Origin of the sequence: Citrobacter sp. RHBSTW-00944 (genome assembly GCF_013615435.1) — a bacterium.
GTDB lineage: Bacteria > Pseudomonadota > Gammaproteobacteria > Enterobacterales > Enterobacteriaceae > Citrobacter > Citrobacter braakii.
Genome location: NZ_CP055418.1, coordinates 3,947,061 through 3,972,356, shown reverse-complemented (window position 1 = coordinate 3,972,356; position 25,296 = coordinate 3,947,061). Strand labels below are relative to the sequence as shown.

20 protein-coding genes and 5 pseudogenes are annotated in these 25,296 nt (G+C 50.4%); 11 read left to right on the top strand and 14 right to left on the bottom strand.

Features of this window, described 5'->3' with window-relative positions:
- Window positions 1-98: 98 nt before the first annotated feature.
- Complete coding sequence (locus tag HV334_RS19090; protein ID WP_032654813.1) at window positions 99-1,025, bottom strand: hypothetical protein; 927 nt, start codon at window positions 1,023-1,025, stop codon at window positions 99-101.
- Window positions 1,026-1,474: 449 nt separating this feature from the next.
- Here HV334_RS19090 and HV334_RS19085 point away from each other — a divergent pair, with 449 nt between their 5' ends.
- The 3 genes and pseudogenes from HV334_RS19085 to HV334_RS19075 form a co-directional block, all read left to right on the top strand.
- On the top strand, window positions 1,475-1,681 hold the full coding sequence (locus tag HV334_RS19085) for an AlpA family phage regulatory protein (protein ID WP_032654816.1): 207 nt from the start codon (window positions 1,475-1,477) through the stop codon (window positions 1,679-1,681).
- Between the two features lie 404 nt (window positions 1,682-2,085).
- Window positions 2,086-2,697: an inovirus Gp2 family protein gene (locus tag HV334_RS19080; protein WP_008325050.1), complete on the top strand. Its 612-nt coding sequence runs from the start codon at window positions 2,086-2,088 to the stop codon at window positions 2,695-2,697.
- Between the two features lie 537 nt (window positions 2,698-3,234).
- A pseudogene (locus tag HV334_RS19075) lies at window positions 3,235-3,792 on the top strand (cytochrome ubiquinol oxidase subunit I); the annotation flags it as partial.
- A 52-nt stretch (window positions 3,793-3,844) separates the two neighbouring features.
- On the opposite strand, the gene HV334_RS19070 reads toward HV334_RS19075, so the two are convergent.
- Window positions 3,845-4,549 (bottom strand): IS6-like element IS26 family transposase, encoded by a 705-nt coding sequence (locus HV334_RS19070; RefSeq protein WP_001067855.1) that lies wholly within the window; start codon window positions 4,547-4,549, stop codon window positions 3,845-3,847.
- Here HV334_RS19070 and HV334_RS19065 point away from each other — a divergent pair, their 5' ends adjacent.
- Both HV334_RS19065 and HV334_RS19060 read left to right on the top strand, forming a co-directional pair.
- Window positions 4,550-4,990 (top strand): hypothetical protein, encoded by a 441-nt coding sequence (locus HV334_RS19065; protein WP_249415031.1) that lies wholly within the window; start codon window positions 4,550-4,552, stop codon window positions 4,988-4,990.
- A gap of 461 nt (window positions 4,991-5,451) precedes the next feature.
- The gene (locus HV334_RS19060) at window positions 5,452-6,072 is read left to right on the top strand and encodes an inovirus Gp2 family protein (protein WP_008321072.1); all 621 of its coding nucleotides are present in this window, start codon (window positions 5,452-5,454) and stop codon (window positions 6,070-6,072) included.
- Between the two features lie 55 nt (window positions 6,073-6,127).
- Here the strand turns inward: HV334_RS19060 and HV334_RS19055 are convergent, their stop codons facing one another.
- Both HV334_RS19055 and HV334_RS19050 read right to left on the bottom strand, forming a co-directional pair.
- Entirely contained in the window at window positions 6,128-6,784 is a 657-nt protein-coding gene (locus tag HV334_RS19055; RefSeq protein ID WP_003029581.1) for an ATP-binding protein, read from the bottom strand.
- 28 nt (window positions 6,785-6,812) lie between these two features.
- Window positions 6,813-7,121: a maltose acetyltransferase domain-containing protein gene (locus HV334_RS19050; protein WP_003029582.1), complete on the bottom strand. Its 309-nt coding sequence runs from the start codon at window positions 7,119-7,121 to the stop codon at window positions 6,813-6,815.
- A 908-nt stretch (window positions 7,122-8,029) separates the two neighbouring features.
- Here HV334_RS19050 and HV334_RS19040 point away from each other — a divergent pair.
- From HV334_RS19040 to HV334_RS19020, 5 genes are all read left to right on the top strand, one after another.
- Entirely contained in the window at window positions 8,030-8,953 is a 924-nt protein-coding gene (locus HV334_RS19040) for an aminoimidazole riboside kinase (protein WP_003029584.1), read from the top strand.
- A 165-nt stretch (window positions 8,954-9,118) separates the two neighbouring features.
- A complete protein-coding gene (locus tag HV334_RS19035; protein WP_003029587.1) occupies window positions 9,119-10,636 on the top strand; it encodes a carbohydrate porin in 1,518 nt (505 codons plus the stop codon).
- Window positions 10,637-10,773: 137 nt separating this feature from the next.
- A complete protein-coding gene (locus HV334_RS19030; protein WP_000345204.1) occupies window positions 10,774-12,144 on the top strand; it encodes a sucrose-specific PTS transporter subunit IIBC in 1,371 nt (456 codons plus the stop codon).
- Window positions 12,144-13,544: a sucrose-6-phosphate hydrolase gene (locus tag HV334_RS19025; RefSeq protein WP_003029589.1), complete on the top strand. Its 1,401-nt coding sequence runs from the start codon at window positions 12,144-12,146 to the stop codon at window positions 13,542-13,544. Before HV334_RS19030 ends, HV334_RS19025 begins: the two co-directional genes overlap by 1 nt.
- 29 nt (window positions 13,545-13,573) lie before the next feature.
- Window positions 13,574-14,578: a LacI family DNA-binding transcriptional regulator gene (locus HV334_RS19020; RefSeq protein WP_003029591.1), complete on the top strand. Its 1,005-nt coding sequence runs from the start codon at window positions 13,574-13,576 to the stop codon at window positions 14,576-14,578.
- 174 nt (window positions 14,579-14,752) lie between these two features.
- Here HV334_RS19020 and HV334_RS25355 read toward each other — a convergent pair.
- The 9 genes and pseudogenes from HV334_RS25355 to HV334_RS18970 form a co-directional block, all read right to left on the bottom strand.
- Window positions 14,753-14,931 (bottom strand): annotated as a pseudogene (locus tag HV334_RS25355) (DDE-type integrase/transposase/recombinase); the annotation flags it as partial.
- A gap of 80 nt (window positions 14,932-15,011) precedes the next feature.
- On the bottom strand, window positions 15,012-16,520 hold the full coding sequence (ltrA, locus tag HV334_RS19010; protein ID WP_001189123.1) for a group II intron reverse transcriptase/maturase: 1,509 nt from the start codon (window positions 16,518-16,520) through the stop codon (window positions 15,012-15,014).
- Window positions 16,521-17,192: 672 nt separating this feature from the next.
- Window positions 17,193-17,618 (bottom strand): annotated as a pseudogene (locus HV334_RS19005) (IS3 family transposase); the annotation flags it as partial.
- A gap of 9 nt (window positions 17,619-17,627) precedes the next feature.
- Window positions 17,628-18,713: pseudogene (locus HV334_RS19000) on the bottom strand (IS30-like element IS30 family transposase); the annotation flags it as partial.
- 38 nt (window positions 18,714-18,751) lie between these two features.
- Window positions 18,752-20,287, bottom strand: coding sequence for an IS66 family transposase (locus HV334_RS18995; protein WP_001000409.1), 1,536 nt, complete (start codon window positions 20,285-20,287; stop codon window positions 18,752-18,754).
- Window positions 20,288-20,336: 49 nt separating this feature from the next.
- Window positions 20,337-20,684: an IS66 family insertion sequence element accessory protein TnpB gene (gene tnpB / locus HV334_RS18990; RefSeq protein ID WP_000609174.1), complete on the bottom strand. Its 348-nt coding sequence runs from the start codon at window positions 20,682-20,684 to the stop codon at window positions 20,337-20,339.
- Window positions 20,685-21,291: 607 nt separating this feature from the next.
- A pseudogene (locus tag HV334_RS18980) lies at window positions 21,292-21,594 on the bottom strand (transposase); the annotation flags it as partial.
- 20 nt (window positions 21,595-21,614) lie between these two features.
- A complete protein-coding gene (locus HV334_RS18975) occupies window positions 21,615-21,932 on the bottom strand; it encodes a hypothetical protein (protein WP_086550888.1) in 318 nt (105 codons plus the stop codon).
- Window positions 21,933-22,031: 99 nt separating this feature from the next.
- Complete coding sequence (locus tag HV334_RS18970) at window positions 22,032-23,714, bottom strand: methyl-accepting chemotaxis protein (protein ID WP_103283513.1); 1,683 nt, start codon at window positions 23,712-23,714, stop codon at window positions 22,032-22,034.
- A 361-nt stretch (window positions 23,715-24,075) separates the two neighbouring features.
- On the opposite strand from HV334_RS18970, the gene HV334_RS18965 reads away from it, so the two are divergent.
- Complete coding sequence (locus tag HV334_RS18965) at window positions 24,076-24,780, top strand: IS6-like element IS26 family transposase (RefSeq protein WP_001067855.1); 705 nt, start codon at window positions 24,076-24,078, stop codon at window positions 24,778-24,780.
- 33 nt (window positions 24,781-24,813) lie between these two features.
- On the opposite strand, the gene HV334_RS18960 is transcribed toward HV334_RS18965, so the two are convergent.
- Window positions 24,814-25,227, bottom strand: coding sequence for a hypothetical protein (locus tag HV334_RS18960; protein ID WP_249415030.1), 414 nt, complete (start codon window positions 25,225-25,227; stop codon window positions 24,814-24,816).
- Between the last annotated feature and the right edge of the window lie 69 nt (window positions 25,228-25,296).

Sequence of the window (25,296 nt, the reverse complement as noted above, 5' to 3'; positions counted from 1 at the left end):
CTCTGAAAAATAATACAAAAACGGCAGAATCGTGAGATTTCACCGTTAATCTGGTATGTTCAAAGGGATGATATATATCTGAAAATTATTAACTTGATCTACTTTTTGTCTTTTTTACGTGATGAAACAGCCTGCTGCCAAGCATGCTTCATTTTCTGAATAAAGAAATATTTTTCTTCAACTCCAGTGTCCCAACTATCCATGCATGCAATGATCATCTGTATTCTCATTGCAGTGTTATATGGTTTTAAATAAAAGGGGGTCATATTTTTATTTCTCAGATACTCCCAGCAATAGATAGCTTGCTTTTCATCTTTTTTATCTAGCCAGTCATAATCAGTAAGGAATGTATTATATTGCTCTAGCCATTTATCATGCAACTTACGAAAATAAGAAATTTTCTGACTTAAACTTACAGGAGCTAAATCAATAAACCTCATCAAAGTACAAATGCGTTCTTGTTCGGATGTTGTATTCGGGCTGTAGTTGTCGGGATCTGCGCCAGATGTTAAATAAAATCTACGCGAGTATTTTTCAGGTGTATCTCTATTTTTTTCTTTATTGCTAGGGGAGATTCCCATCTGCATTTCGGCTTGTACTTCATCAAGTGAGAAATTTTTAATTTCATCAATGTTTTCAAATTCAAAAAAGGATGCAGGAGTTGAGTTCGGGTTGTAAATATTATCTTGTGCAAAGATATTCACGCTCGAGGAGGTTTCAGGACTGATTCTGTTGTTATATATATACATTAAGGCAAACCACGATCCTCTATCAGAACCTTTGAAACAATCGAACTTCTCTTTGTCAATGATTTTGTAATGGAACTGTTTTTTCAAGTAAGTACGCGCACTTTGTATTGCTTCATTATTGAATAGGAATTTAGTGTTCAATATATGATTAATGAGTTTTTGAAATTCCTCAGGCGTGTCGAAATTACTCGCCTGCTTAATGTAATCTTCGTTGTAATACAGACTCAGAACGTAAAGGGAAAAGAACTCCTCTCTCACTTCGTCATACCTAAGCATGTACCCTCCAGTGTGATATCACATCTGTCCGATGCTTTCAAAAGTATAAATGAACCATGATGATTTGGCATCTGCAAGGTGACTGTTGACTGGTTTTTTGCTGATTTTTTAATGATAAAGTAGTGATTACTAACTGATTAGTAAGTGATTAATGGCTGGTTGCCTCCTGTGATTTTTCTGCCTCTGGTAAATTGGGGGAGAGTACTGATCAACTCACCACTCTGAATAATTTTCATGATTGCACTCTACAAAGTTTCGACATCCGTCAAATTGTAACGGTCAGAGAACAGCGTTACACGAGGTTTTCCGTATCTATGCATTCTTAGTTGGGTAGCTCAACTGCTCCTTCCAGATCTTTTTTTACGTCACACCCCATTCATGTGGAGGAGAAGGCGTGAACAATTAGTTATCGCCTGCTCCGGTGCTCTTCTCGCAATGGGACACTCAGCATGAAAACTAAACCTGCACTAATGGAAGATGAGTTCATCGATATGAAGTTTATCACACGCCTTACTGGCCTGAGTGATAAATGGTTCTATAAGTTGATACAGGAAGGGGTATTTCCGAAACCCATTAAGATGGGTAGAGCTTCTCGCTGGTTAAAAAGCGACCTGGAGGAGTGGTTGCAGGCTAAAATTAATGATTCCAGAAATTAAATATTTTGGACTGTGTTTATCAAATTCCATGCCCTTTTTGCTGCTTAATTTTAAATGACACTCTGATCATGCACCGTGATTGAAATAAGTTATAGCCACCCCTTAATCATTTTTTTCAGACGACATTAACTTCGGAGTAAATAATTTAACACAATGAAATATCAAACCGTATCTGGCCTGAATGTTGAGTATTAATACGTGACGGATTGTTAATATATATCAGTACATAAACCCCAATATTCCAGTAATACACACCTACGCAATACACACCAAGCAATTTAGTCAGCATCACCCAACTAACATCCAACACAAACTCAATAAGCCAGATTTGATACCACCTAATTACCTCAACCATCGCGGGTAAGGTTCCGTCCTGCCCGATATTCAGATCACAGGAATCTATTATGCTTAATGATATTTATCTTGACCAACGTCATGCCCCATTCAATACAACGTATTTGCAACGGATGCTGGGTGTAATTGATAACGCTATAGCACAACACCCAAGGACAATGGCTGTCCGTGTCGATCTACGTCTGCCTGATGACAACTGTAATAGGAATAGTGGTCTGATATCCCGTTTCATTGAATCGCTTAATGCAAAAATCGATGCTCGGTACCGAAATAAAATAAAGAATGGCATCAGGAGCTACCCATGCCAGTTGCGTTACGCCTGGGTTCGGGAAGTGGGAGAAATAAACGAGAAGTCCCATTACCACATGGTACTTTTCGTGAACAAAGACACATTCAATGGACTTGGGAGCTATGGAGAAGGGGGAACGGGATTAGCCAGCCTGATACGTGAAGCCTGGCTGAGCGCTTTGCAACTAGGCCCTTACCCCGAATACCGAACGTTGGTCCACATCCCAGATAATCCCCTGTATTATCTGGATGCCAACGCCACAGACTATCGTGCGGTTTACGATAAGCTCACTTTCCGTCTGAGCTACTTTGCGAAGGAGCGCACCAAGTCATACAGCCGAGATGAACGCTCGTTTGGCTGCAGTCAGTCCTGAGGCAAAACAAACTAAGTCTATAAAGATTTTTTCAGCCTGGCTCTAATCGACTGAATCTCAGCATACTCCGCTTTTGAAGCCTTGACACGTCAGTTGTTCTTTCACCTCTGAGTGGCTACTCGCGACTGCCTGCAGGAGACTGATTATGTTATTGACCGCAAAATCCATTAACTGACTTTTCGACTTAATCTCCTTAAGTTATGTGAGAAATTTGCCGATATGAAAACATGATCCTCCAGTCGCTACTGACATGCCCTGTCAGTAGCAACTGGTAATCTCAAGGAAAAATTACAAGGAGAACGCGCATGAGCGGGCATGAGGTAATGGTACAAAGAATGACCGCTATTATTGCAGAACTTTACCAGTACGGTTTTGTATCACGTAAGAAGATGATGGACGAATTCAACATCAGTGAGCGTACTTTGTATCGTGATCTTAATCGTCTGGGCGACAGAATCGTCCCCGATGGTGATGGTATTTACAGGCTGGCTCCCGCTTACGCTAAACCTCAGGCTCTAAAAGAACAACAAAATCTCGGCCATGTTTATTATGGCGATCAGCGCCTGGTATTTACTGCGCGGACGGGAGCGCGATGTCGCATTACGCTCGTTTGCCATCGGTTCCGTCTTCGGTACTCTGGCGATTATTGGCACGCTGCAACTCGGAGACAGTTCTGCGTATGAAGTCGCGCAAGTACAACCGGTAAAACTGGCGGCGATGGAAGGGGAGTGGCAAACGGAACCTGCACCTGCACCGTTCCATGTGGTTGCCTGGCCGGAACAGGATCAAGAGCCTAACGCCTTTGCCATCAAAATTCCCGCGCTGCTAGGGATCCTCGCCACTCACTCATTAGATAAACCCGTGCCGGGTCTGAAGAATTTGATGGCTGAAACCTACCCACGCTTGCAACGCGGACGTATGGTCTGGCTGTTAATGCAGGAAATATCGCAAGGCAATCGTGAGCCGCATGTGTTGCAGGCATTCCGGGAACTGGAAGGTGACCTGGGCTACGGCATGTTGCTCTCCCGCTATGCGCCGGATATGAATCATGTCACAGCCGCACAGTACCAGGCGGCGATGCGTGGTGCAATACCTGGCACTGTTGCAAAGTTAGCGATGAGGCAGCCTTTTGTCTTATTCAAAGGCCTTACATTTCAAAAACTCTGCTTACCAGGCGCATTTCGCCCAGGGGATCACCATAATAAAATGCTGAGGCCTGGCCTTTGCGTAGTGCACGCATCACCTCAATACCTTTGATGGTGGCGTAAGCCGTCTTCATGGATTTAAATCCCAGCGTGGCGCCGATTATCCGTTTCAGTTTGCCATGATCGCATTCAATCACGTTGTTCCGGTACTTAATCTGTCGGTGTTCAACGTCAGACGGGCACCGGCCTTCGCGTTTGAGCAGAGCAAGCGCGCGACCATAGGCGGGCGCTTTATCCGTGTTGATGAATCGCGGGATCTGCCACTTCTTCACGTTGTTGAGGATTTTACCCAGAAACCGGTATGCAGCTTTGCTGTTACGACGGGAGGAGAGATAAAAATCGACAGTGCGGCCCCGGCTGTCGACGGCCCGGTACAGATACGCCCAGCGGCCATTGACCTTCACGTAGGTTTCATCCATGTGCCACGGGCAAAGATCGGAAGGGTTACGCCAGTACCAGCGCAGCCGTTTTTCCATTTCAGGCGCATAACGCTGAACCCAGCGGTAAATCGTGGAGTGATCGACATTCACTCCGCGTTCAGCCAGCATCTCCTGCAGCTCACGGTAACTGATGCCGTATTTGCAGTACCAGCGTACGGCCCACAGAATGATGTCACGCTGAAAATGCCGGCCTTTGAATGGGTTCATGTGCAGCTCCATCAGCAAAAGGGGATGATAAGTTTATCACCACCGACTATTTGCAACAGTGCCATAAAAAGTTTCAATGTAAAAAAAGCAATTTTTATTTACACAGATCGGCGCGTGAACCACAAACATCTCATTGCAGGAGGGTTATCTAATATCATACTGATAAAGGAAACAGTCTACGATGGTTGTTTTTTTGATTTGAGCAGCATTGTGATTATGCCAATCTTTGAACTTATTACATTTGGAGTTGAAGCAGTATTGAAAAGAAATAAAACTCCCCCTAAACAATCATGCTATTGCTGGATACCAATTTATTACACAAATGATCTAGCGGTAATGGTCCCTGTGATTGCCGAAGGCGATACACCTCAAAAGGCGATGAAAGGAGGAGATGCCATCATTATTAACCCCTTTAACGGTGAAGTAAGCCATACTTTCTGATACCAATGTTAAGCATAACCACTTAGTTGCATACATCTCGACAGTATGGAGTTAGTACCTAATAGCTTGATGAGGGTAAAAGATGCCTACTAACAAAGCAAAATCAAAGAAAATTCTAGGAAGGCCTGAAGGAAGTAAATATTCCCATTTAATTCAGAGTGAGAAGGCTAAGCATTACTCTCAATCCAAGGTGGCAAAGATCTTAGGAATAAGTATTTCCACGGTAAAAAGACACTGGGATAACGGCATCTTTGGGTGATTATAATTGCAGAGTTGCTTTTTAATTATTTTACTGCATGGGTAATGGGTTGATAACAAGTTTTATTGTTGGAAAGGTATTATATAACAGTCATTACTATTAATAGTTAATTAATATAACTAACCACAGACATTCAGCTATGTCTGATCATATTACTATATACGGCTATCCAAAGCCGTAGGGCTAACGACAGGATCGAAACATGGAATTATATCATGGTTCCCATGGTGAGCATGTGCTCGCCTATAAAAAACATATTGAACGAGTCGTCAATGATGCTATCAGTGAATTCCCCAGAACAATGGCGTTACGTGTTGATGTTCATTATCCACCCATTTTAGACAGAGGTGACACTGTTTGCTGTTTTCCTAATCTAGAGCCTGGTGCCATATCCCGTTTCCGTAATGCATTAAATGCCATGTTGGAGGCCAATGAGAGAACCAGAGCAGCTAACGGCAAAAGAATATATCCAAACCGTGTTCGTCATGTTTGGGCACGGGAGTTTTCCGAAGAAGGAAAATGTCACTTTCACCTTGGTCTTTTTTTTAATAAAGATGCTTATTACCATTTAGGTGATTATGAGGCTGAAAGAAATTTAAGGATGATGATTGTAAGAGCATGGTATAGCGCACTGGGATTGGAACTGGATGATTATCCGGGATTGGTTCACTACCCTGAAAATTGTCGTTATATTTTAGACGTCAATGATTTTAACTTTGAAGGAGAATACAATAAATTACTGAATCGTCTCGACTACCTAGCTAAACTCGATACAAAAGCATATGGAGATGGCGACCGTAGCTTCGGCTGCAGTCGCGGGTAATTTATTTTTTACAGCAATGGCCTTTCTTATGGATGGAAAGGCCAGACCTTATATATCAAGAAGATGGTGAGCGATAAAGTATTGTTTTCAAGTAATCATCTGTTGCAGTAAACTCAGGGAGTTGGCCACTCATGGCCTGTGTTAGTGGAATAATCTTTGTCCTGACTCCCATCCCCCTGAAATCAACGTAACCATAATCACGTAAGACTTCCATAATAATCGTATTGCGTGGTGATCGCTGACCTGTAACCATCTTTTCAATCGACATCGAATTATTCAGCGCCCCTGGGCTAATAACTTCAAATCGATTGCTATACAAGCCAATCTCTATCTCAACAAAGCGTGTCCAGTCACGATGAGCCAGTGCATTTACAACAGTTTCGCGAATAGCTTCCAGTGGATAATACCAGGTTGTTTCCCGACGTAGATGCGTATCGGGTAGAGGGGCCTCTGAAGTGATAAAGGGCATGATAGTTGACATCAAACGCTCAATCAATCCACCATCGATCAAAGCCTTTCCGGCTTCCTCAGTATCAAAACGCCCAACCATTGGACCATCCAGAATATCATCGAGTAACGGTTGGTACTCCTTATCCTCGCTGGCAAACGCAAAGACTCGGATATCTGGTCGATGCGAGAGTTCAACCATTTTGATTTTGAACTCAACGGGATAATTAGGGCTTTTTTTACGCACTGTGGTTAATGATTTCATGGATAGTGTCCACCATATTTGGTGTCCACTATCCTCTCAGGAATTTCAGGATCTGCCAGACGGTGCTGAGACGACGCTTACGAATGTTATACCCCCTGCTGCAGTGGAAAGACGTGGTGACAGATACCCCTTCCCCACATTCAGGCAGCAACTCTTTCATCAGTAGCAGGCGGGAATCAATATGAGCAGGATCGGTGTGGTTAAAACGATGAAGGAGCGATTTTGTCCGCAAAGAATCCGCTTTTATGGCGGGTTCAGCAGGGAAAAAGTAATCCCCATCTTTAAGACGGACACGTTCCACCCTGGTATCAGCGCAGGGCGGCAATTTATCATTCATTAATTCTGTTTCCTCCGTATGCAGCGTGGAGCCTTTCCTGTTACCGGTTTTATCCGGATGTATGCTGTCCCGTGAAGTGGCGGGCAAACTCACTTCTAAAAAATTACGGCCAGATCTTGTCATGCCTATCACAAAGTATCATAACCGAGCATTGTGTAAAGATGAAAACCGTCAAATTGAGCGCAATCGAGCTGCATGATATGATCAGAACCCTACTAAATCAGAAGTATTGGGTATGAGATTACTTTTGAGGAAGCACGTAAATGAAACGAGTGGTTCTGTTTTCATGTGGGAGCGCTTGTCGCTCCCTGAATAGTCCATGTGACAATGAAGATTAAACAGCATCATAACCAGCATGATGCCGTTGCATTTCTTGCATATCGGCAGACTACATCAGAACCCGGTAACCTTGGATGCTGGGATAATGGCAGAGAAGAGGCACTTACTGTATCTACGGTAAAAAGCGGTTTTGTCGATGAAGTTTTAAAGGAAACCCTCCAGAAACGCTGATGAAATTGCGCAGTTTCGCTGGCCTGATGCGACAACAACTCGCCAGTAGAATGGGTATTTCTTACAAATACCTGCGCAGCATAGAAGCAAACCCATCCAGAGCGAGCATTACTACACTTAACCATTATGCCAAGAAGTGTGGTGTTAAAAGCCCTTTGATTTATCTGTAAATAAGATAAAACATGATAATTTCATCAAGTTGCATGGTAATTTATCCAGGATCCATTTGTGTCCAGGACGTAAGTCTTCACAGCTGTCGAATCAATTCTATTTCGTAAGGCGGCTCACGTTTTTATGCCCTGAGCAGTGCTTTTCCGGCTGGAACTTTCCCCCACTCATTCACTGTGATTTAATATGCTAAACCGGTTTAATTAAGTTTAGCCTTGGAGGGTTTTAGCATGAAAGCAAAAGTTTGGGTTCTGGGCGACGCAGTGGTGGACCTGCTACCGGAGAGTGAAGGGCGCTTGCTACAGTGCCCTGGAGGCGCGCCGGCTAACGTGGCGGTAGGGGTTGCCCGCCTTGGCGGCAACAGCGGATTTATCGGCCGCGTCGGCGGTGACCCGTTTGGCCGCTACATGCGTCATACCCTGCAACAGGAGCAGGTCGACGTCAGCCATATGTATCTTGACGATCATCACCGCACGTCCACTGTGGTGGTCGACCTTGATGACCAAGGTGAACGCACCTTTACCTTTATGGTACGCCCCAGCGCTGACCTGTTCCTGGCTGAAGAAGACCTGCCACAGTTTGCCGCCGGACAGTGGTTGCACATCTGCTCCATCGCGCTCAGCGCCGAGCCCAGCCGCAGTGCTACCTTCGCGGCTATGGAGAACATCAAACGTGCCGGTGGCCGGGTGAGCTTTGACCCTAATATCCGCCTGGATCTCTGGCAAGATCAGAACCTGTTGCACGCCTGTCTCGACCGCGCCCTGCGTCTGGCGAACGTGGTGAAACTGTCCGAAGAAGAGCTGATACTCATCAGCGGGAGTAATGATATCGCGCAGGGGATCGCCAGCATCACTGAGCGTTATCAGCCTGAATTACTGCTGGTGACTCAGGGTAAAGCGGGCGTCATCGCCGCATTCCAGCAGCAGTTTATCCATTTCAGCGCTAAACCGGTTGTCAGCGTGGATACCACCGGTGCGGGCGATGCGTTTGTCGCCGGACTGCTTGCCAGCCTTGCTGCCAACGGGATGCCGGCGGATATCAATGCCCTGGAGCCAACGCTCGCTCTGGCGCAAACCTGCGGTGCCCTGGCAACCCTGGCGAAAGGCGCGATGACTGCCCTGCCATACCAGCGCGATCTACACCGCCAGATTTGATCCTAAATACCGTCGTACGCGGTCCACTTTGTTGCATCCATCACACTTATTAAACCGGTTTAGCAAAATCAATTTCAAAATGTTAAATGTCGTGCTTAACATTGCAACTAAACCGGTTTAGTAAAAACACACAATTTTTTATTTTCCTTTTGGGATGCAATCAATATGTTCAGAAAAAGCACACTCGCGGTTCTTATCGCTTTGCTAACCGGCGCCGCCTCAGCCCATGCACAAACGGATCTCAGCAGTATCGAAGCCCGTTTAATTGCGCTGGAAAAACGCTTACAGGATGCCGAAAACAGAGCGCAAACGGCAGAAACCCGCGCAGAGTCGGCAGAGAAGAAAGTACAGCAGCTCACGACACAGCAACAAAAAACCCAGGACAGCACTCAGGAAGTGGCTCAGCGTACCGCCAAACTGGAGAAAAAAGCCGATGAGAAAAGCGGGTTTGAGTTCCACGGCTACGCCCGCTCCGGCGTGATAATGAATGACTCCGGCGCCAGCACCAAATCCGGAGCCTACATGACGCCAGCAGGGGAAACCGGTGGGGCTATTGGCCGCCTGGGAAACCAGGCCGATACCTATGTTGAAATGAATCTTGAACATAAGCAGACCCTGGATAACGGGGCAACGACCCGCTTCAAAGTCATGGTCGCCGACGGTCAAACCACTTATAACGACTGGACGGCGAGCACCAGTGATTTGAACGTGCGTCAGGCCTTTGTTGAACTGGGCAACTTGCCCACCTTCGACGGGCCGTTTAAAGGCTCCACCCTGTGGGCCGGGAAACGCTTTGACCGGGATAACTTTGACATTCACTGGATCGACTCGGATGTCGTGTTCCTCGCCGGTACCGGCGGCGGTATTTACGATGTCAGGTGGAACGACAGCGTTCGCAGCAACTTCTCTCTTTACGGGCGTAACTTCGGCGATATTGCTGATACCAGCAACAGTGTGCAGAACTACATCGTCAGCATGAACAATTTCATCGGGCCGGTGCAGATGATGGTCAGCGGGATGCGGGCAAAAGACAACGACGAACGCCAGGATACCAACGGTAATCCGGTCAAAGGCGATGCGGCAAATACCGGTGTACATGCGCTGCTCGGGTTGCACAACGACAGTTTTTACGGCCTGCGTGAAGGTGCCAGCAAAACCGCCCTGCTCTACGGTCACGGACTGGGTGCCGAAGTTAAAGGTGTCGGCTCTGACGGCGCGTTACGCTCGGGGGCTAACACCTGGCGCTTCGCCAGCTACGGCACCACGCCACTGAGCAAGAACTGGTTTATCGCCCCGGCGATACTGGCACAAACCAGTAAAGACCGTTATGTCGATGGCGACAGCTACCAGTGGGCAACCCTCAACATGCGTCTGATCCAGGAGATCAATCAAAACTTCGCCCTCGCTTATGAAGGCAGTTACCAGTATATGGATCTCAAACCTGAAGGTTATAACGATCGCCATGCGGTAAACGGCAGCTTCTACAAGCTCACCTTCGCCCCGACCTTTAAGGTTGGCGACATCGGCGATTTCTTCAGCCGTCCTGAAATCCGTCTTTACACCTCGTGGATGGACTGGAGCAAAAAACTCAATAATTACGCCAGCGATGACGCGCTGGGCAGCAGTGGTTTTAAATCGGGCGGCGAATGGTCGTTCGGGATGCAGATGGAAACCTGGTTTTGATGGTTAACACCTGGCGACAGTAACCGCCGGGGCGACAAAATACGTTTCGTCGCCCCGGACACAATAACAACGAAGAGAATGCGCTCCGGCTACCACGGGACGACAACTCGAAAATCAATACGCATTCAGAGGGTACTATGGATTTTGAACAGATTTCCCGCTCGCTACTTCCGCTTCTGGGAGGCAAGGAAAATATCGCCAGCGCCGCGCACTGTGCCACACGCCTGCGCCTGGTGCTGGTCGATGACTCACTGGCCGATCAGCAGGCCATCGGCAAAATTGATGGGGTGAAGGGCTGTTTCCGTAACGCCGGACAGATGCAGATTATCTTCGGCACCGGGGTGGTGAACAAAGTCTACGCCGCCTTTATCCAGGCGGCAGGGATTGGCGAATCCAGCAAATCGGAAGCTGCCGACATTGCGGCGAAAAAACTGAATCCTTTCCAGCGCATTGCCCGCCTGTTGTCGAACATCTTTGTGCCGATCATCCCGGCTATCGTCGCCTCCGGCCTGTTGATGGGCCTTCTGGGGATGGTTAAAACGTACGGCTGGGTCGACCCGGGTAACGCCATCTACATCATGCTGGATATGTGCAGCTCAGCGGCGTTTATTATTCTGCCGATCCTGATTGGCTTCACCGCCGCCCGCGAGTTCGGTGGTAATCCTTATCTTGGCGCGACGCTTGGCGGCATCCTGACTCACCCGGCGCTCACCAACGCCTGGGGTGTGGCCGCCGGTTTCCACACCATGAACTTCTTCGGCCTTGAGATTGCCATGATCGGCTATCAGGGCACGGTGTTCCCGGTGCTGCTGGCGGTGTGGTTTATGAGCATCGTTGAGAAACAGCTGCGTCGCGTGATCCCCGATGCACTGGATCTGATCCTGACGCCGTTCCTGACGGTGATCATTTCCGGTTTTATCGCCCTGCTGATTATCGGCCCGGCTGGTCGCGCGCTTGGCGACGGTATTTCGTTTGTCCTTAGCACCCTGATTACCCACGCCGGTTGGCTGGCCGGACTGCTGTTTGGCGGTCTCTATTCGGTTATCGTCATTACCGGTATTCACCACAGCTTCCACGCCATCGAAGCGGGACTGCTGGGCAACCCATCCATCGGCGTCAACTTCCTGCTGCCGATTTGGGCGATGGCCAACGTCGCTCAGGGCGGTGCTTGTCTGGCGGTGTGGTTCAAAACGAAAGATGCCAAAATCAAAGCCATTACCCTGCCCTCGGCGTTTTCTGCCATGCTCGGCATCACCGAAGCGGCGATTTTTGGTATTAACTTACGCTTTGTAAAACCGTTTATCGCAGCCCTGATTGGCGGCGCGGTGGGCGGCGCGTGGGTGGTATCCATGCATGTTTACATGACCGCGGTGGGCCTGACGGCTATCCCTGGCATGGCTATCGTGCAGGCCAGCTCGCTGCTGAACTACATTATCGGGATGGTTATCGCCTTTGGCGTCGCCTTTGTCGTCTCCCTGGTACTGAAATACAAAACGGACGCTGAATAATGTCACATCCATCACGCCTGCCTGCGATTTTGCAGGCTGTTATGCAGGGCCAGCCGCGCGCGCTGGCCGACAGCCACTATCCCCGCTGGCACCATGCGCCGGTGACCGGGCTGATGAACGATCCCAACGGCTTTATTGAATTTGCCGGACGTTATCACCTGTTTTATCAGTGGAACCCGCTCGCCTGCGATCATAAGTTCAAGTGCTGGGGGCACTGGAGCTCTGCCGACCTGCTGCACTGGCAACATGAGCCGATCGCGCTCATGCCGGATGAAGAGTATGACCGCAACGGCTGCTACTCCGGAAGCGCCGTGGATAGTCAGGGCACGCTCACCCTGTGCTATACCGGCAACGTAAAATTTGACGACGGCAGCCGAACCGCGTGGCAGTGCCTGGCGACGGAAAATGCCGACGGCACGTTTACCAAACTCGGCCCGGTATTACCGCTGCCGGAGGGCTATACCGGCCACGTGCGTGACCCGAAAGTCTGGCAGCACGAAGGTCGCTGGTACATGGTGCTGGGCGCACAGGATTTGCAAAAGCGTGGCAAGGTGTTGTTATTCAGCTCAGCGGACCTTCATGAGTGGACGAGTCAGGGCGAAATCGCCGGTTATGGCATCAATGGCCTGGACGACGCGGGCTATATGTGGGAATGCCCGGACCTGTTTGCCCTCGGCGACCAGCATGTCCTGATTTGCTGCCCGCAGGGCGTGCCTCGTGAGAAAGAGCGCTATCTCAACACCTACCCGGCAGTGTGGATGAGCGGCGATTTCGACTACCACCGCGCGGCCTTCGAGCATGGCGAACTGCACGAATTGGACGCAGGGTTTGAGTTTTACGCCCCGCAAACCATGCTTACCAGTGATGGCCGCCGTCTGCTGGTCGGCTGGATGGGCGTGCCGGAGGGCGAAGAGATGCTTCAACCGACCCTCACCAACGGCTGGATCCATCAGATGACCTGCCTGCGTGAGCTGGAGTTTATCGATGGTCAGCTATACCAACGTCCTCTACGAGAGCTGAGCGCCCTGCGCGGCGAAGCGCACGGCTGGGCAGGGAACTCCCTGCCGCTGGCACCGATGGAAATCGTTCTACAAACCACTGGGGACGATATTTTGAGCCTCGATTTTGACGGCGCATTAATCCTTGAACGCGATGCCAGCGGGATCCGCCTGGCCCGACCCAGTCTGGCCAGCGACGAGAAGCATTATCGTTACTGGCGCGGAGACGTCCGCTCGCTGCATATTTTCATCGACCAGTCTAGCGTGGAGATTTTCATCAACGGCGGCGAAGGAGTGATGAGCTGCCGCTACTTCCCGGCCTGTTCAGGGCAGCTAATGTTCTCTGGCATCACACCGGACGCATTCTGCTACTGGCCGCTGCGAACTTGCATGGTAGAATAAGCGTTTTGCCTCAAGCTCATGGCGTCGTAATGAAAACTAAACGCGTAACCATTAAAGATATCGCCGAACAGGCTGGCGTCTCAAAAGCGACCGCCAGCCTAGTACTGAACGGTCGTGGTAAGGAGCTGCGTGTGGCGCAGGAAACGCGTGAGCGAGTACTGGCGATTGCCCGTGAGCAGCACTATCAGCCAAGCATTCACGCCCGCTCGCTGCGCGACAACCGCAGCCACACCATCGGACTGGTGGTGCCGGAGATCACCAACCACGGCTTTGCGGTCTTTTCACATGAGCTGGAAATGCTGTGCCGCGAAGCAGGCGTCCAGCTATTGATCTCTTGTACTGATGAAAACCCCGGTCAGGAGAGCGTGGTGGTCAATAACATGATTTCCCGCCAGGTTGACGGTCTGATCGTCGCTTCATGTATGCACAACGATGCCGACTATCTTAAGCTCAGCCAACAACTGCCAGTAGTGCTGTTTGACCGTTGTCCTAATGAAAGCCTGCTGCCGCTGGTGATGACTGATTCGATTACCCCAACGGCGGAACTGATTTCCCGCATTGCACCTAAGCATAGCGATGAGTTCTGGTTTTTAGGCGGTCAGTCGCGTCTGTCGCCTTCACGCGATCGTCTGACCGGCTTCACGCAGGGTTTGGCTCAGGCGGGTATTGCACTGCGCCCGGAATGGGTGATTAACGGTAACTACCACCCGAGCTCAGGCTATGAGATGTTCGCCGCACTCTGCGCGCGACTTGGGCGGCCGCCTAAGGCGCTGTTCACTGCCGCCTGTGGACTGCTCGAAGGGGTACTGCGCTATATGAGCCAGCACCATTTACTCGACTCAGATATCCATCTGACGAGCTTTGACGATCACTATCTTTATGATTCGCTGTCGCTGCGTATCGATACCGTACAGCAGGATAACCGCCAGTTGGCCTGGCACTGCTATGATCTGATAAGCCAATTGATCGAGGGCGATACGCCCGAAACGCTACAACGCTACCTGCCCGCAACGCTGCAGTTTAGGCATCAGTAATAACTGAGCATTTTTGAATACCCTACAGAGGTGAAATCTGGTGCGAATCCAACAATCAAAAATCAATATTTGTAGTGATGTGATGCGGAAAGGTCTTCACTGCATCAGTAATCACACCAATCGGGTTAAACGGCAAACTGAGTGGTGGTAAAGACTGACACCGGCATTATTACTGTCACTGTGGAACATCACTCCGGCGGGTTTACCGCAAGCTTCCCACGCAATTTCCAGCGCTTTGATGTCAGCTTGCTGTCCGGTGAGAATGACATTGCCCAACCCTCAGGTTTCCTTGCGAACAGATCGAGAACAACAGCAAGGTAAGCCCAACGCTTGCCTGTCCAGAGTAGAGTAAGAGGCAGGGCGTAGTCGGACTATTTCCCTGCCTCTCCTCCCCGAACCGGACGTGCACCTTTCAGCGCATCCGGCTCTCCATTTAAATGCTGGCGAACGCCATTGCCACTTCTGTAAAGCGCGATGTATACGTGTTTCTGGTCTCCGTCCTCAGATAGGGATTACCTTCGGGTAGCCGCCAGCGGAACAGCTTCTTGCCTTGCCCCACCAACCGGTACAGTATTTCGCCGCTGAGCTTGCCGTGATTGGTTTTACCAAATAAAACCCACGTTTTGCTCTGACCCGGTTTCGGTGATTTACACCACCACCTCATCAGGGAAGCGATACCTGTACGGTATTTGCGGGCCAGCCAGTGAGCCAGCTTCCAGAACACGACACGGTCGATATAACTGAAGACTTTGGCCTTAAAATCAACGAACTGATAGAACATGGCCCAGCCTTTCAGTTTTCGGTTGAGTTGTTCAGCCATATCGACTTTGCTTTCACTGTAGTTGCCTGATAACAGTGCTGTCAGCGATGCGGCGAAGTTTCTGGCTTTCTCCTGCGGGATCGTTGAGACCACTCGCATCTCGCCATAACGACTGCGTTTGCGAATGATCCTGTGCCCCAGAAAGATAAAGCCGTCATTAACATGGGTGATTTTAGTCTTATCCATGTTCAGCCTGAGTTTCAGACTGCCTTCGAGCACACCCCGACACTCCTCCCTGATGGCTTCCGCCTGTGCTTTGGTGCCTTTGACGATGAGGACAAAATCATCGGCATAGCGGCAGTACGCCACCGCGGGTTTCCACTGCCAGTTTTCTCTGACCGCCGTACTTCGGCCCCGTTGGATACTGTTATTCCAGTACCACCGATCTTTTCTGGCTTTCCCGCTCAGGTAGCGCTCATGCAGGTATTGATCGAACTCATTCAGCATGATGTTCGATAATAGCGGCGATATAACACCGCCCTGTGGCACACCTTCACTGGCCGCCCGAAAGAGACCGACATCGATATGTCCCGCCTTGATGGTTTTCCACAGCAGAGTCATGAAACGTGCGTCACTGATCCTGCGGCGTACAGCCTTCATCAGCAGTCGATGATGTACGGTGTCGAAGTAACTGGACAGGTCGCCTTCAATCACCCAGCGTCCCCGGGTTTCACCACAGTCTGTGAGCTGTAATTTCACCGTGCGGATCGCGTGGTGGACACTGCGCTCAGGCCGGAAGCCATATGAGAGCGTATGAAAATCACTCTCCCATATCGGCTCCATCGCCATCAGCATGGCCCGCTGAACAATACGATCCCGCAACGCGGGGATACCCAGTGGTCGCAGTTTGCCGTTGCTTTTAGGGATGTAAACCCGTCTGGCGGGCAAGGGCTGGTAGTGGCCTGAGAGTAATTCATCCCTGAGGATTTGCAGCTCAACAGCCAGTCTGGCCTGTAGCATTGTTTTGTTCACGCCATCAACGCCGGGGGTATGGGCCCCCTTTGATGAAAGCGTGATCCGCGCCGCTTCAGCCAGCCATTCTGGTTGTGTTATCAGACGCAGCAGCCGTTGAATCCGTAGGGACGGATCGGTGACTGCCCATGTGGCAAGCTTGCGTTGCATTTCGCTGATTATCAAAGGTCTTCACCTCGTTAGGTCAGTTAATTCACGTCGCAAACACATTCAAACTGCTTCCCTTCGCCATGTAATGGGCTTTCCCCATCGCGGACTACTACGGAAGCTCCGCCAGCCAGCGCGTCATCGGAGCCATGCCCCCTTAACATCCGTCGCTGACCTTCCCCGGTTTACCTGCCTGGACTCAGGCATACTGAGGAGGCTGCCCGTCGCACTCTTTATCCTTGCTTGCCGCAAGTTGGCAGAGGTCAGCAACGCAAGCGTGATAGACGCTGCTGCCCCGGTGTTTCGCATACATGTCAAAACACCTTCGACCGGCAGTGCTTACGTATCACTGCCAGTTCCTCCTGCACGGCCTGTCAGATCACGTAGGCCGTGGTGACGTTTTCAACCCACAGAGGCGGATTAACGGGTTCATGTTCTTCAGCCTTTCAGTACTTAACCTTGAGGATCATCTCGGCTTAGTGATCTCGCCTCAATCCCCGTTGTCAGCGGGTTACATCACCCTGCGGGCATGCCGCAGGTCACTGCCGCTCAGGTTCTCCACCGTCACACCCGGTGGGATTGTTGGGTTTCTCATCGTGAGTTACCGGTTCAATATTCCAGACAGACTCGCGGTTCATTTAAGCATCCATGCCCGCCCTGAACTCCGGGCACACTATAGGTCACATCACCGCACCACACCTGATTTGGCTCGGTCACGGCGAACTGCCGTTCAAGGTAGTTAGGGATAGCAACATGTTCATGACCACCACGTTTATACCGGTGAGTCGGCTGCTGACAGCTGACCAGCCCCAGCTCTTTCATGAGCCTGCCAGCAAGCCAGCGTCCCATCTGGTAGCCTCTCCGGGTTGCCATTGTGGCAATGCTTCTTCCTCCGGCCGAACCGTGGCTGATGCCATGTAGCTCAAGTACCTGACTGCGTAATACAGCCCGTCTGCCGTCTGGTTTTTCAGGACGGTTTTTCCAGTATCTGTAGCTGCTGCGATGAACCCCGAACACATGGCAGAGTGTGGCCACAGGATAATGCGCTCTGAGTTTCCCGATTATCGAGAACTGTTCAGGGAGTCTGACATCAAGAGCGCGGTTGTAGATTCAATCTGTCAATGCAACACCCCTTTCAATTATCTCTTTCGGTGTTTTGAACTTCAGTGTCTTTCTCGGTCTGTTGTTTAGCTGAGCAGCAACCAGATCTAGTTCATGTTGAGTATATTGGGCAAGACATGTCTTTTTAGGAAAGTACTGCCGAATTAGCCCATTTGTGTTCTCATTTGTTCCCCGCTGCCAAGGACTCTGAGGATCGCAGAAGTAAACTTTAACGCCGGTGCTGACAGTAAATTCTAGATGTCTGGCCAGTTCCATTCCTCTGTCCCATGTCAGTGATTTTCTGAGTTCTGACGGTAAACTCAGGAATTTGTCGGTAAGAGCCTGATTTACTGAGACAGAATCTTTGCCCCTGAGTCTAAGGATGATCGTATAACGTGATTTTCGGTCTACAAGTGTGGCTATATGAGAGTTTTTTGTACCTGAGACTAAATCGCCCTCCCAATGCCCCAGAGAGCGTCTGTTATCGATATTTCGGGAACGTTCGTGAATTGGTGTTCCGTTCACTATGTTAATCGTACCTCTTTCGCCTTTGCGGGTATGACGCCTGCCATGGCGAAGGCTATGCGACCGTCGCAGATGCTGTATATTCAGGTGGTGTAGCGCTTCACGGCTACGAAAGTACAGCGTTTTATAAATTGTCTCAGGTGATATTCGCAGCGTTTTTTGACGTGGTTTTGTTCGCCTTAACCATCCTGATATTTGCTCTGGAGACCATTTCATCTCCAGCTTTTCCAGAACAAGCTTTCGCAATGGTAAATTTTGATCCAGTAAGCACGGTTTTGGCCTTTTCGCCATTCTGTTGGCTCGGTTATTAGCATCAACAGCTTTGTAATAGCGTCTGCCCCGATTACGCTGAACTTCACGTGAGATCGTCGAAGGACTGCGATTCAGCGCAGTAGCTATCGCACGAATGCTCATTTTGGCTGACAAACCAGCTCGTATCTCCTCGCGCTCAGACAGTGTCAGGTGAGCTACAGCCCGCTTACGCTCATGGGGTTTTATGCCGCCAGTATCCCTTAACATAGTGAAGATCGTTCCGGGTTTTGAACCCAGGATATTCGCTATTTCACTGTAAGCGTGCAGTGAGAACCGTATTGACGAAGTGAAGCTGGTCAGGCAGGCAGAGTAACCCGCCACGGGAGCAGAGCACCCACCCGGTTCACAGGCCAGTCGGCGATGACATCAAGTACATAATGCAGATAGCGTTCCGGATCCACGCCGTTTAATTTGCACGTCCCGATAAGACTGTACAGTGACGCACCGCGCTCACCACCATGATCCGAGCCGAAGAACAGCCAGTTTTTTCTCCCCAGACTGACCCGTCGTAGGGCGTTTTCGGCAATGTTATTATCCACCTCCACCCAGCCATCTTCTGCATAGCGGATCAGCGCCGGCCACTGGTTCAGCGCATACCCGAACGCCTTCGCCAGTTCTGAGTGCCTTGAGAGGGTTTTCTGTTTCTCCCGCAGCCACCCCTCCAGTGACGCCAGCAGCGGCAGCACTTTTTGGTGCCGGACTGCCTGCCGTTCCTCTGCTCTTTTACCTCTGATCTCCGACTCGATGGCATACAGCTCGCCGATCCGTTTCAGCGCCTCCTCCGTCAGGACTGACGGGGTACGGACGTGAACATCGTGGATTTTTCGGCGGGCATGGGCCCAGCACGCGGCTTCCTTTATATGGCCGTCGCGGTAGAGCTCGTTGAACCCGGCGTAGGCATCAGCCTGCAGTACGCCACTGAAGCCTGCAAGATGGGTCTGAGGGTGGATACCTTTTCTGTCCGGGCTGTAAGCGAACCACACTGCGGGGGCCAGCGCTGATCCGGCGTTGCGGTCGTCTCGAACGTACGTCCATAAGCGCCCGGTCTTCGTCTTCTTATTGCCCGGCAACAGCACCGGGACAGGCGTATCGTCAGCATGGAGTTTGCCGTCGGTCAGGACATAGTGCTGAAGGGCTTCATCCAGCGGTGCCAGCAGACGACAACACGCATCCACCCAGCCCGACAGTACAGAACGACTCAACACTACACCCTGGCGGGCATAGATCTCCGACTGGCGATACAGCGGTGTGTGCTCTGCATACTTTGAGGTCAGCACTCGGGCCAGCAGCCCCGGTCCGGCGATCCCCCGTTCGATGGGGCGCGAAGGAGCCGGGGCCTGAACGATGCGATCGCACCGACGGCAGGCATGCTTTTCACGGACTGTCCGGATAACCCGGAAGGCGCTGCGCATCAGCTCCAGCTGTTCGGCGGCATCCTCACCCAGGTAACTCAGCGAACCACCGCACTCCGGGCAACACGGCTCAGTCGGCAGCAGCCGCTTCTCATCCCGTGGGAGTGACTCAGGGAACGGTTTGCGGGTGCGGGTCTGACGCAGCGGGCGCTGCACTGCCGGGTCATCCACCCGGCCGGTCAGCGTATCGCTTTCCTGCTGCAGCAGGTTCAGGTCAGCTTCCATTTGCGCGATACGGCGGGATACCTTTTCGGAACGACTGCCGAAGTTCATCCGGCGCAGCTTATCCAGTTGCGCCTGCAGATGGTCTATTTCGCGTTCCCGGTTGCTCAGCTTTTCCTGCAGGGCGTGGATCAACGCTTCCTGTTCGGCCAGGCGCTGTTTCAGCAGAAGGATGTCGTCAGAAGAGGTATCGTTCATAAGCCTGTATTTTACCAGGCTTATTCTGCGACAACCAGGATAAAGAGCGCTACAACATGGTCAGGGATGTCAGTAACCGCTTTGGCTGTCGCCAGTCGATACCTTCCATCAGCATCGCCAGTTGCGCCGGCGTCAGGAACACTTTGCCATCGCGGGCTGAGGGCCAGGCGAAGCGACCACGTTCCAGTCGCTTTGTCAGCAGGCACAGACCATCGCCGGTGGACCAGAGCAGTTTTACCTGACTGCCGCTGCGTCCCCGGAAGATGAAGACGTGGCCGGACATCGGGTCATCTTTCAGCGCGGTCTGCACCTTTGCGGCGAGGCCATTGAAGCCGTTGCGCATATCGGTGATACCGGCAACCAGCCAGATTTTTGTGCCTGCGGGAAGATTTATCATACCGGCCCCCGCATCAGTTCGCGCAGGACAGTGCTCATGAGTTCAGCAGAGGGATGAGTCAGTGTTATTTCTCCTCCCCGACATTTTATGTGGCAGGTAGCGGGAGGAGAGCAGGATGGTAGTTCGAAGGTTGGGAGAGAAGAGCCCGCCTGAAGCTGCACGGGTATCAGGGCAGGAAGCGACGATGAGTTTTTTCGGGGCCGACAGACCCGCCCTTCACGCTGCCAGAGCCTTATCCATTTAAAGAGCAGGTTATCATTGACGTCATGTTTCCGGGCCAGTGCGGCAATACTGCCTTCTTCTTCAAGAGCCAGCCTGACCAGTTCCATTTTGAATTCAGGGGAATAGTGTTTCCGGGGAAGTCTTTCTTTAGCGCGCATGAGGTGTCCACCTGCAAAATAAGTGGGTGCTTAAGTTACAGGATCCTGGATTCGGGACCAGACGGTACTCAGACGACGCTTACATTTCACTGAAGCCTGTTCCGTTCTTCCATAGTTCAAAAACAGAGGCTTTTTCCTCTGCTGTAAATGTTCGTCTCATTCAAAAAACCTCCGCAACCCCATGTTTTCACATAACTGTAGCGTTGACCAATTGAATCTACAGTAGCCTTTTTTAATATCGTATTTTGCTCCTCCAGACGGCGAACCTGCTTTTCCAGCTCGCGGATACGTTGCTGGTCTGGAGTAATGGGTGTGGCAGAGGGCGTAATCCCCTGGCGCTCTCTCCTGAGCTGGCGTACCCAGCTCTCAAGCGTAGTAGAACCCACATTCATCGCTTCACTGGCCTGTCGATATGAGTAGCCCTTATCAACAATCAGCTGTGCACATTCCAGCCTGAACTCAGGGGTGAAACTACGTTTGGTTTTCTTGTTCATTAAGTCACCTGTTTTGTGTTGAGGTGAGAATATCACCTTTAATCAGGTGGCCAAATTTACTGTGCCACTACAAGCCACCTTATATTCACCAGCAGGTTTTTCATCAGTGAAATGGCGCGTCCCACAGAGAGAATTTCAATAAACAGGTTAAGGTCGTTTTGTTTCAGGTAGTTCAGGAAGTCTGGCTCACTGAGACTTTCCCCTGCCTCCTCGTAAAAGCAGGCAATCGCTTCCATGTTATTCATGTAGGTGCTGATTGCGGCGTACTCGTGTCCTTCCATCTGTTCAAGGATGACCCTGACAGACTGCATCCGGTCGGTCAGTTTCGCATGTATGTCTGCATATTTAGCCTGACGGGGATTTATTTCACTCATTATTACTGTCGCCTGTAAATAACCGGCACAGTGCGAACACCATGCCGGGAGATTATGGCTGACAAAACGGGAACGACAGGATCCCGCTGTTGTCGGGGGTCAGAAGGTTTCCCAGTTCTCGCTGGCGTGTTGTTCCGTTTCACGAACGGACTTTACCGCTTTAACCTTACTCTGCGGGCTGGTGTTGCTGATTGTCGGTACTATGGTATTTTTTCGTTCAGCATCGCGTTTTTTATTATCACGGAGACGAAATACGCTCACCTTCTCCTGCAGAATCCGTGACTGATTCTGCAACGAAGCGGCAGTGGCTGCAGACTGTTCCACCAGAGCTGCATTTTGTTGGGTGGTGCTGTCTATCTGGCCCATGGCGCTGTTAATCTGGGCAATACCATCTCCCTGCTCACGACTGGCCTTGGCTATTTCCTCAATCAGCCCTTCCATGCTCTGGACGTTACTGATGATATCCTCCATTTCCCTGTCTGCTTTTTCAACCAGGGTACGGCCGGATGCAATGCGGGAAACGGAGTCATCAATGAGCTCTTTTATTTCCCGCGCGGCAGAAGCACTGCGCTGAGCCAGATTACGAACCTCTCCGGCCACAACCGCAAATCCACGGCCGGACTCGCCGGCGCGTGCGGCTTCCACGGCAGCATTAAGCGCGAGAATGTTGGTCTGGAAGGCAATCCCGTCGATGACCTGGATGATGGCTGTCATTTCAGACGAGGTGTCGTAAATCTCCTGCATCCGGGAAGACACCTCACTCATGACCACTCCATTCTGTTTCACAATGGCCGTTGTTTCTGTCACAAACTGGTAAACCTGTGCTGTATTGCCGGCAGTATTGTTTATGGTGGCCGTCAGTTGTTCCAGAGTGGCCGCCGTCTGTTCCACACCGGCAGCCTGCTCTTCGGTGCGGGCTGACAGGTCTGTATTACCACTGCTGATTTCTGCTGCAGTCAGCGCAATATTGTCCGCTCCCTGACGTACTTCCCGGACGGTGTTACTCAGACTCCCGCACATATCACGCAGTGCCTGCATCAGTTGCCCCAGCTGGTCCTGTGAGTCCACTTTAATCTCCACACACAGGTTACCTTCCGCCACTTCCCGGGCAATCCGGACGGCTGAAATCAACGGACTGGTAATGCTTCTGGTGATCAGCCATGCCAGCACACCTCCCAGAAGAAGCGCCATACACCCAGTGATGATCAGTGTCAGTATGGCTGCCGTACCATTATCAGCGATAACTTCACCCGCTTTATCTATGCTTGTTTTTTCGTATTCCACCAGTGCCTGCAGACTGGCCATGTAGTCATTTATGATCGGTAATTGCTGTGACCGAATGAAGCGGTTCAGGGCTTCACGGTCCCCCTGCTCACTGATCTGAAGAGCTTTTACCAGGGTATCTGCATACACCTGACGCTTTTCACCAATGGTTTTCAGCAGCTTAATACCCTGCTCTGAAGTAAGCTCCCTGTTAAATTTATCCTGCAGTATATCCACGCGAGCACGGGTTTTCTCTATCCGCTGCTGTGCATATGTCCTGATATCCGGGTCCCCCGACGTCAGCAGAACCAGTCCAAGCGCACCGTTTGATTCAATACCGGTCTGCCATTCATTCGCCATACGCTCCTGCAGAAGATAATTATTCATCACGCGTTCGGTGGAAGTGAGCATAGAGTTCAGGTACCCCACTCCGGTCACTGTCATGATCATGATAAGAACCAGAATTAGGCTGAAGCTGCCAGCCAGCCTGATACCCACACTAAAGTCTTTGATTTTCATTTTATTACCCGTGAATGAAGCTGGTTATTTCGGACCCCGGTGTCCCTGACAAATAACTGGTGCCTCCAGACTTATTTATGAGGAATCATATTTTGATTAACGAGATCTGTTATCGGTATCAGTGTGCCTGAATGGAGTATGTCAGACACGACCACTTAATACCCCGAAGCGTCCTGCCAAAAAAGACCAGACGGTGAGGGCTGGTCTGAAATCTGACAATGTCTATGGGGTCTACCGTTGCGTAGAGGGCTGTCACAACGTTAATAAGATTATCGGCAACAGTCCGGTAAACTTTAACGGCACTGTTGCAAATAGTCGGTGGTGATAAACTTATCATCCCCTTTTGCTGATGGAGCTGCACATGAACCCATTCAAAGGCCGGCATTTTCAGCGTGACATCATTCTGTGGGCCGTACGCTGGTACTGCAAATACGGCATCAGTTACCGTGAGCTGCAGGAGATGCTGGCTGAACGCGGAGTGAATGTCGATCACTCCACGATTTACCGCTGGGTTCAGCGTTATGCGCCTGAAATGGAAAAACGGCTGCGCTGGTACTGGCGTAACCCTTCCGATCTTTGCCCGTGGCACATGGATGAAACCTACGTGAAGGTCAATGGCCGCTGGGCGTATCTGTACCGGGCCGTCGACAGCCGGGGCCGCACTGTCGATTTTTATCTCTCCTCCCGTCGTAACAGCAAAGCTGCATACCGGTTTCTGGGTAAAATCCTCAACAACGTGAAGAAGTGGCAGATCCCGCGATTCATCAACACGGATAAAGCGCCCGCCTATGGTCGCGCGCTTGCTCTGCTCAAACGCGAAGGCCGGTGCCCGTCTGACGTTGAACACCGACAGATTAAGTACCGGAACAACGTGATTGAATGCGATCATGGCAAACTGAAACGGATAATCGGCGCCACGCTGGGATTTAAATCCATGAAGACGGCTTACGCCACCATCAAAGGTATTGAGGTGATGCGTGCACTACGCAAAGGCCAGGCCTCAGCATTTTATTATGGTGATCCCCTGGGCGAAATGCGCCTGGTAAGCAGAGTTTTTGAAATGTAAGGCCTTTGAATAAGACAAAAGGCTGCCTCATCGCTAACTTTGCAACAGTGCCCTTTTTATAATGTATGAGAGCTTTTCATGAATTAATTTTTTTTCGCTCTTACCCATCTTATCATGAGGTATTTTGTGCGCATAAAAATCTTGATCGACAACCTCGTTCCGGTGTCGAATGTGAGTGTTCCAGACGGAATGAAAAAACTCTTCGTAAGTTAATTTTGGCTCCCCCCGTGCTATTGACGGGACCTTCTCTTCAAAAATACAGCCTAATGTTGACTCCAAAGTTTGAGCTATATGATATTGCGATGTTATTTTATTCAATGCTGGGACTGTGGCGTTTAATAAAAATGATATCACCTCTGACCTGGAGTATCCTTTTGCATTGCTATAGTCGTCAATTGCATCAATAGTAGAACTATTGTTTACGCTGAAAGTGATGCGTTTTTTCATATGTGACCTTGAATTTTGTTAATGTGAGATGTGATAAATAGTATTAATCTCCCCCCATTGTTAATGGAA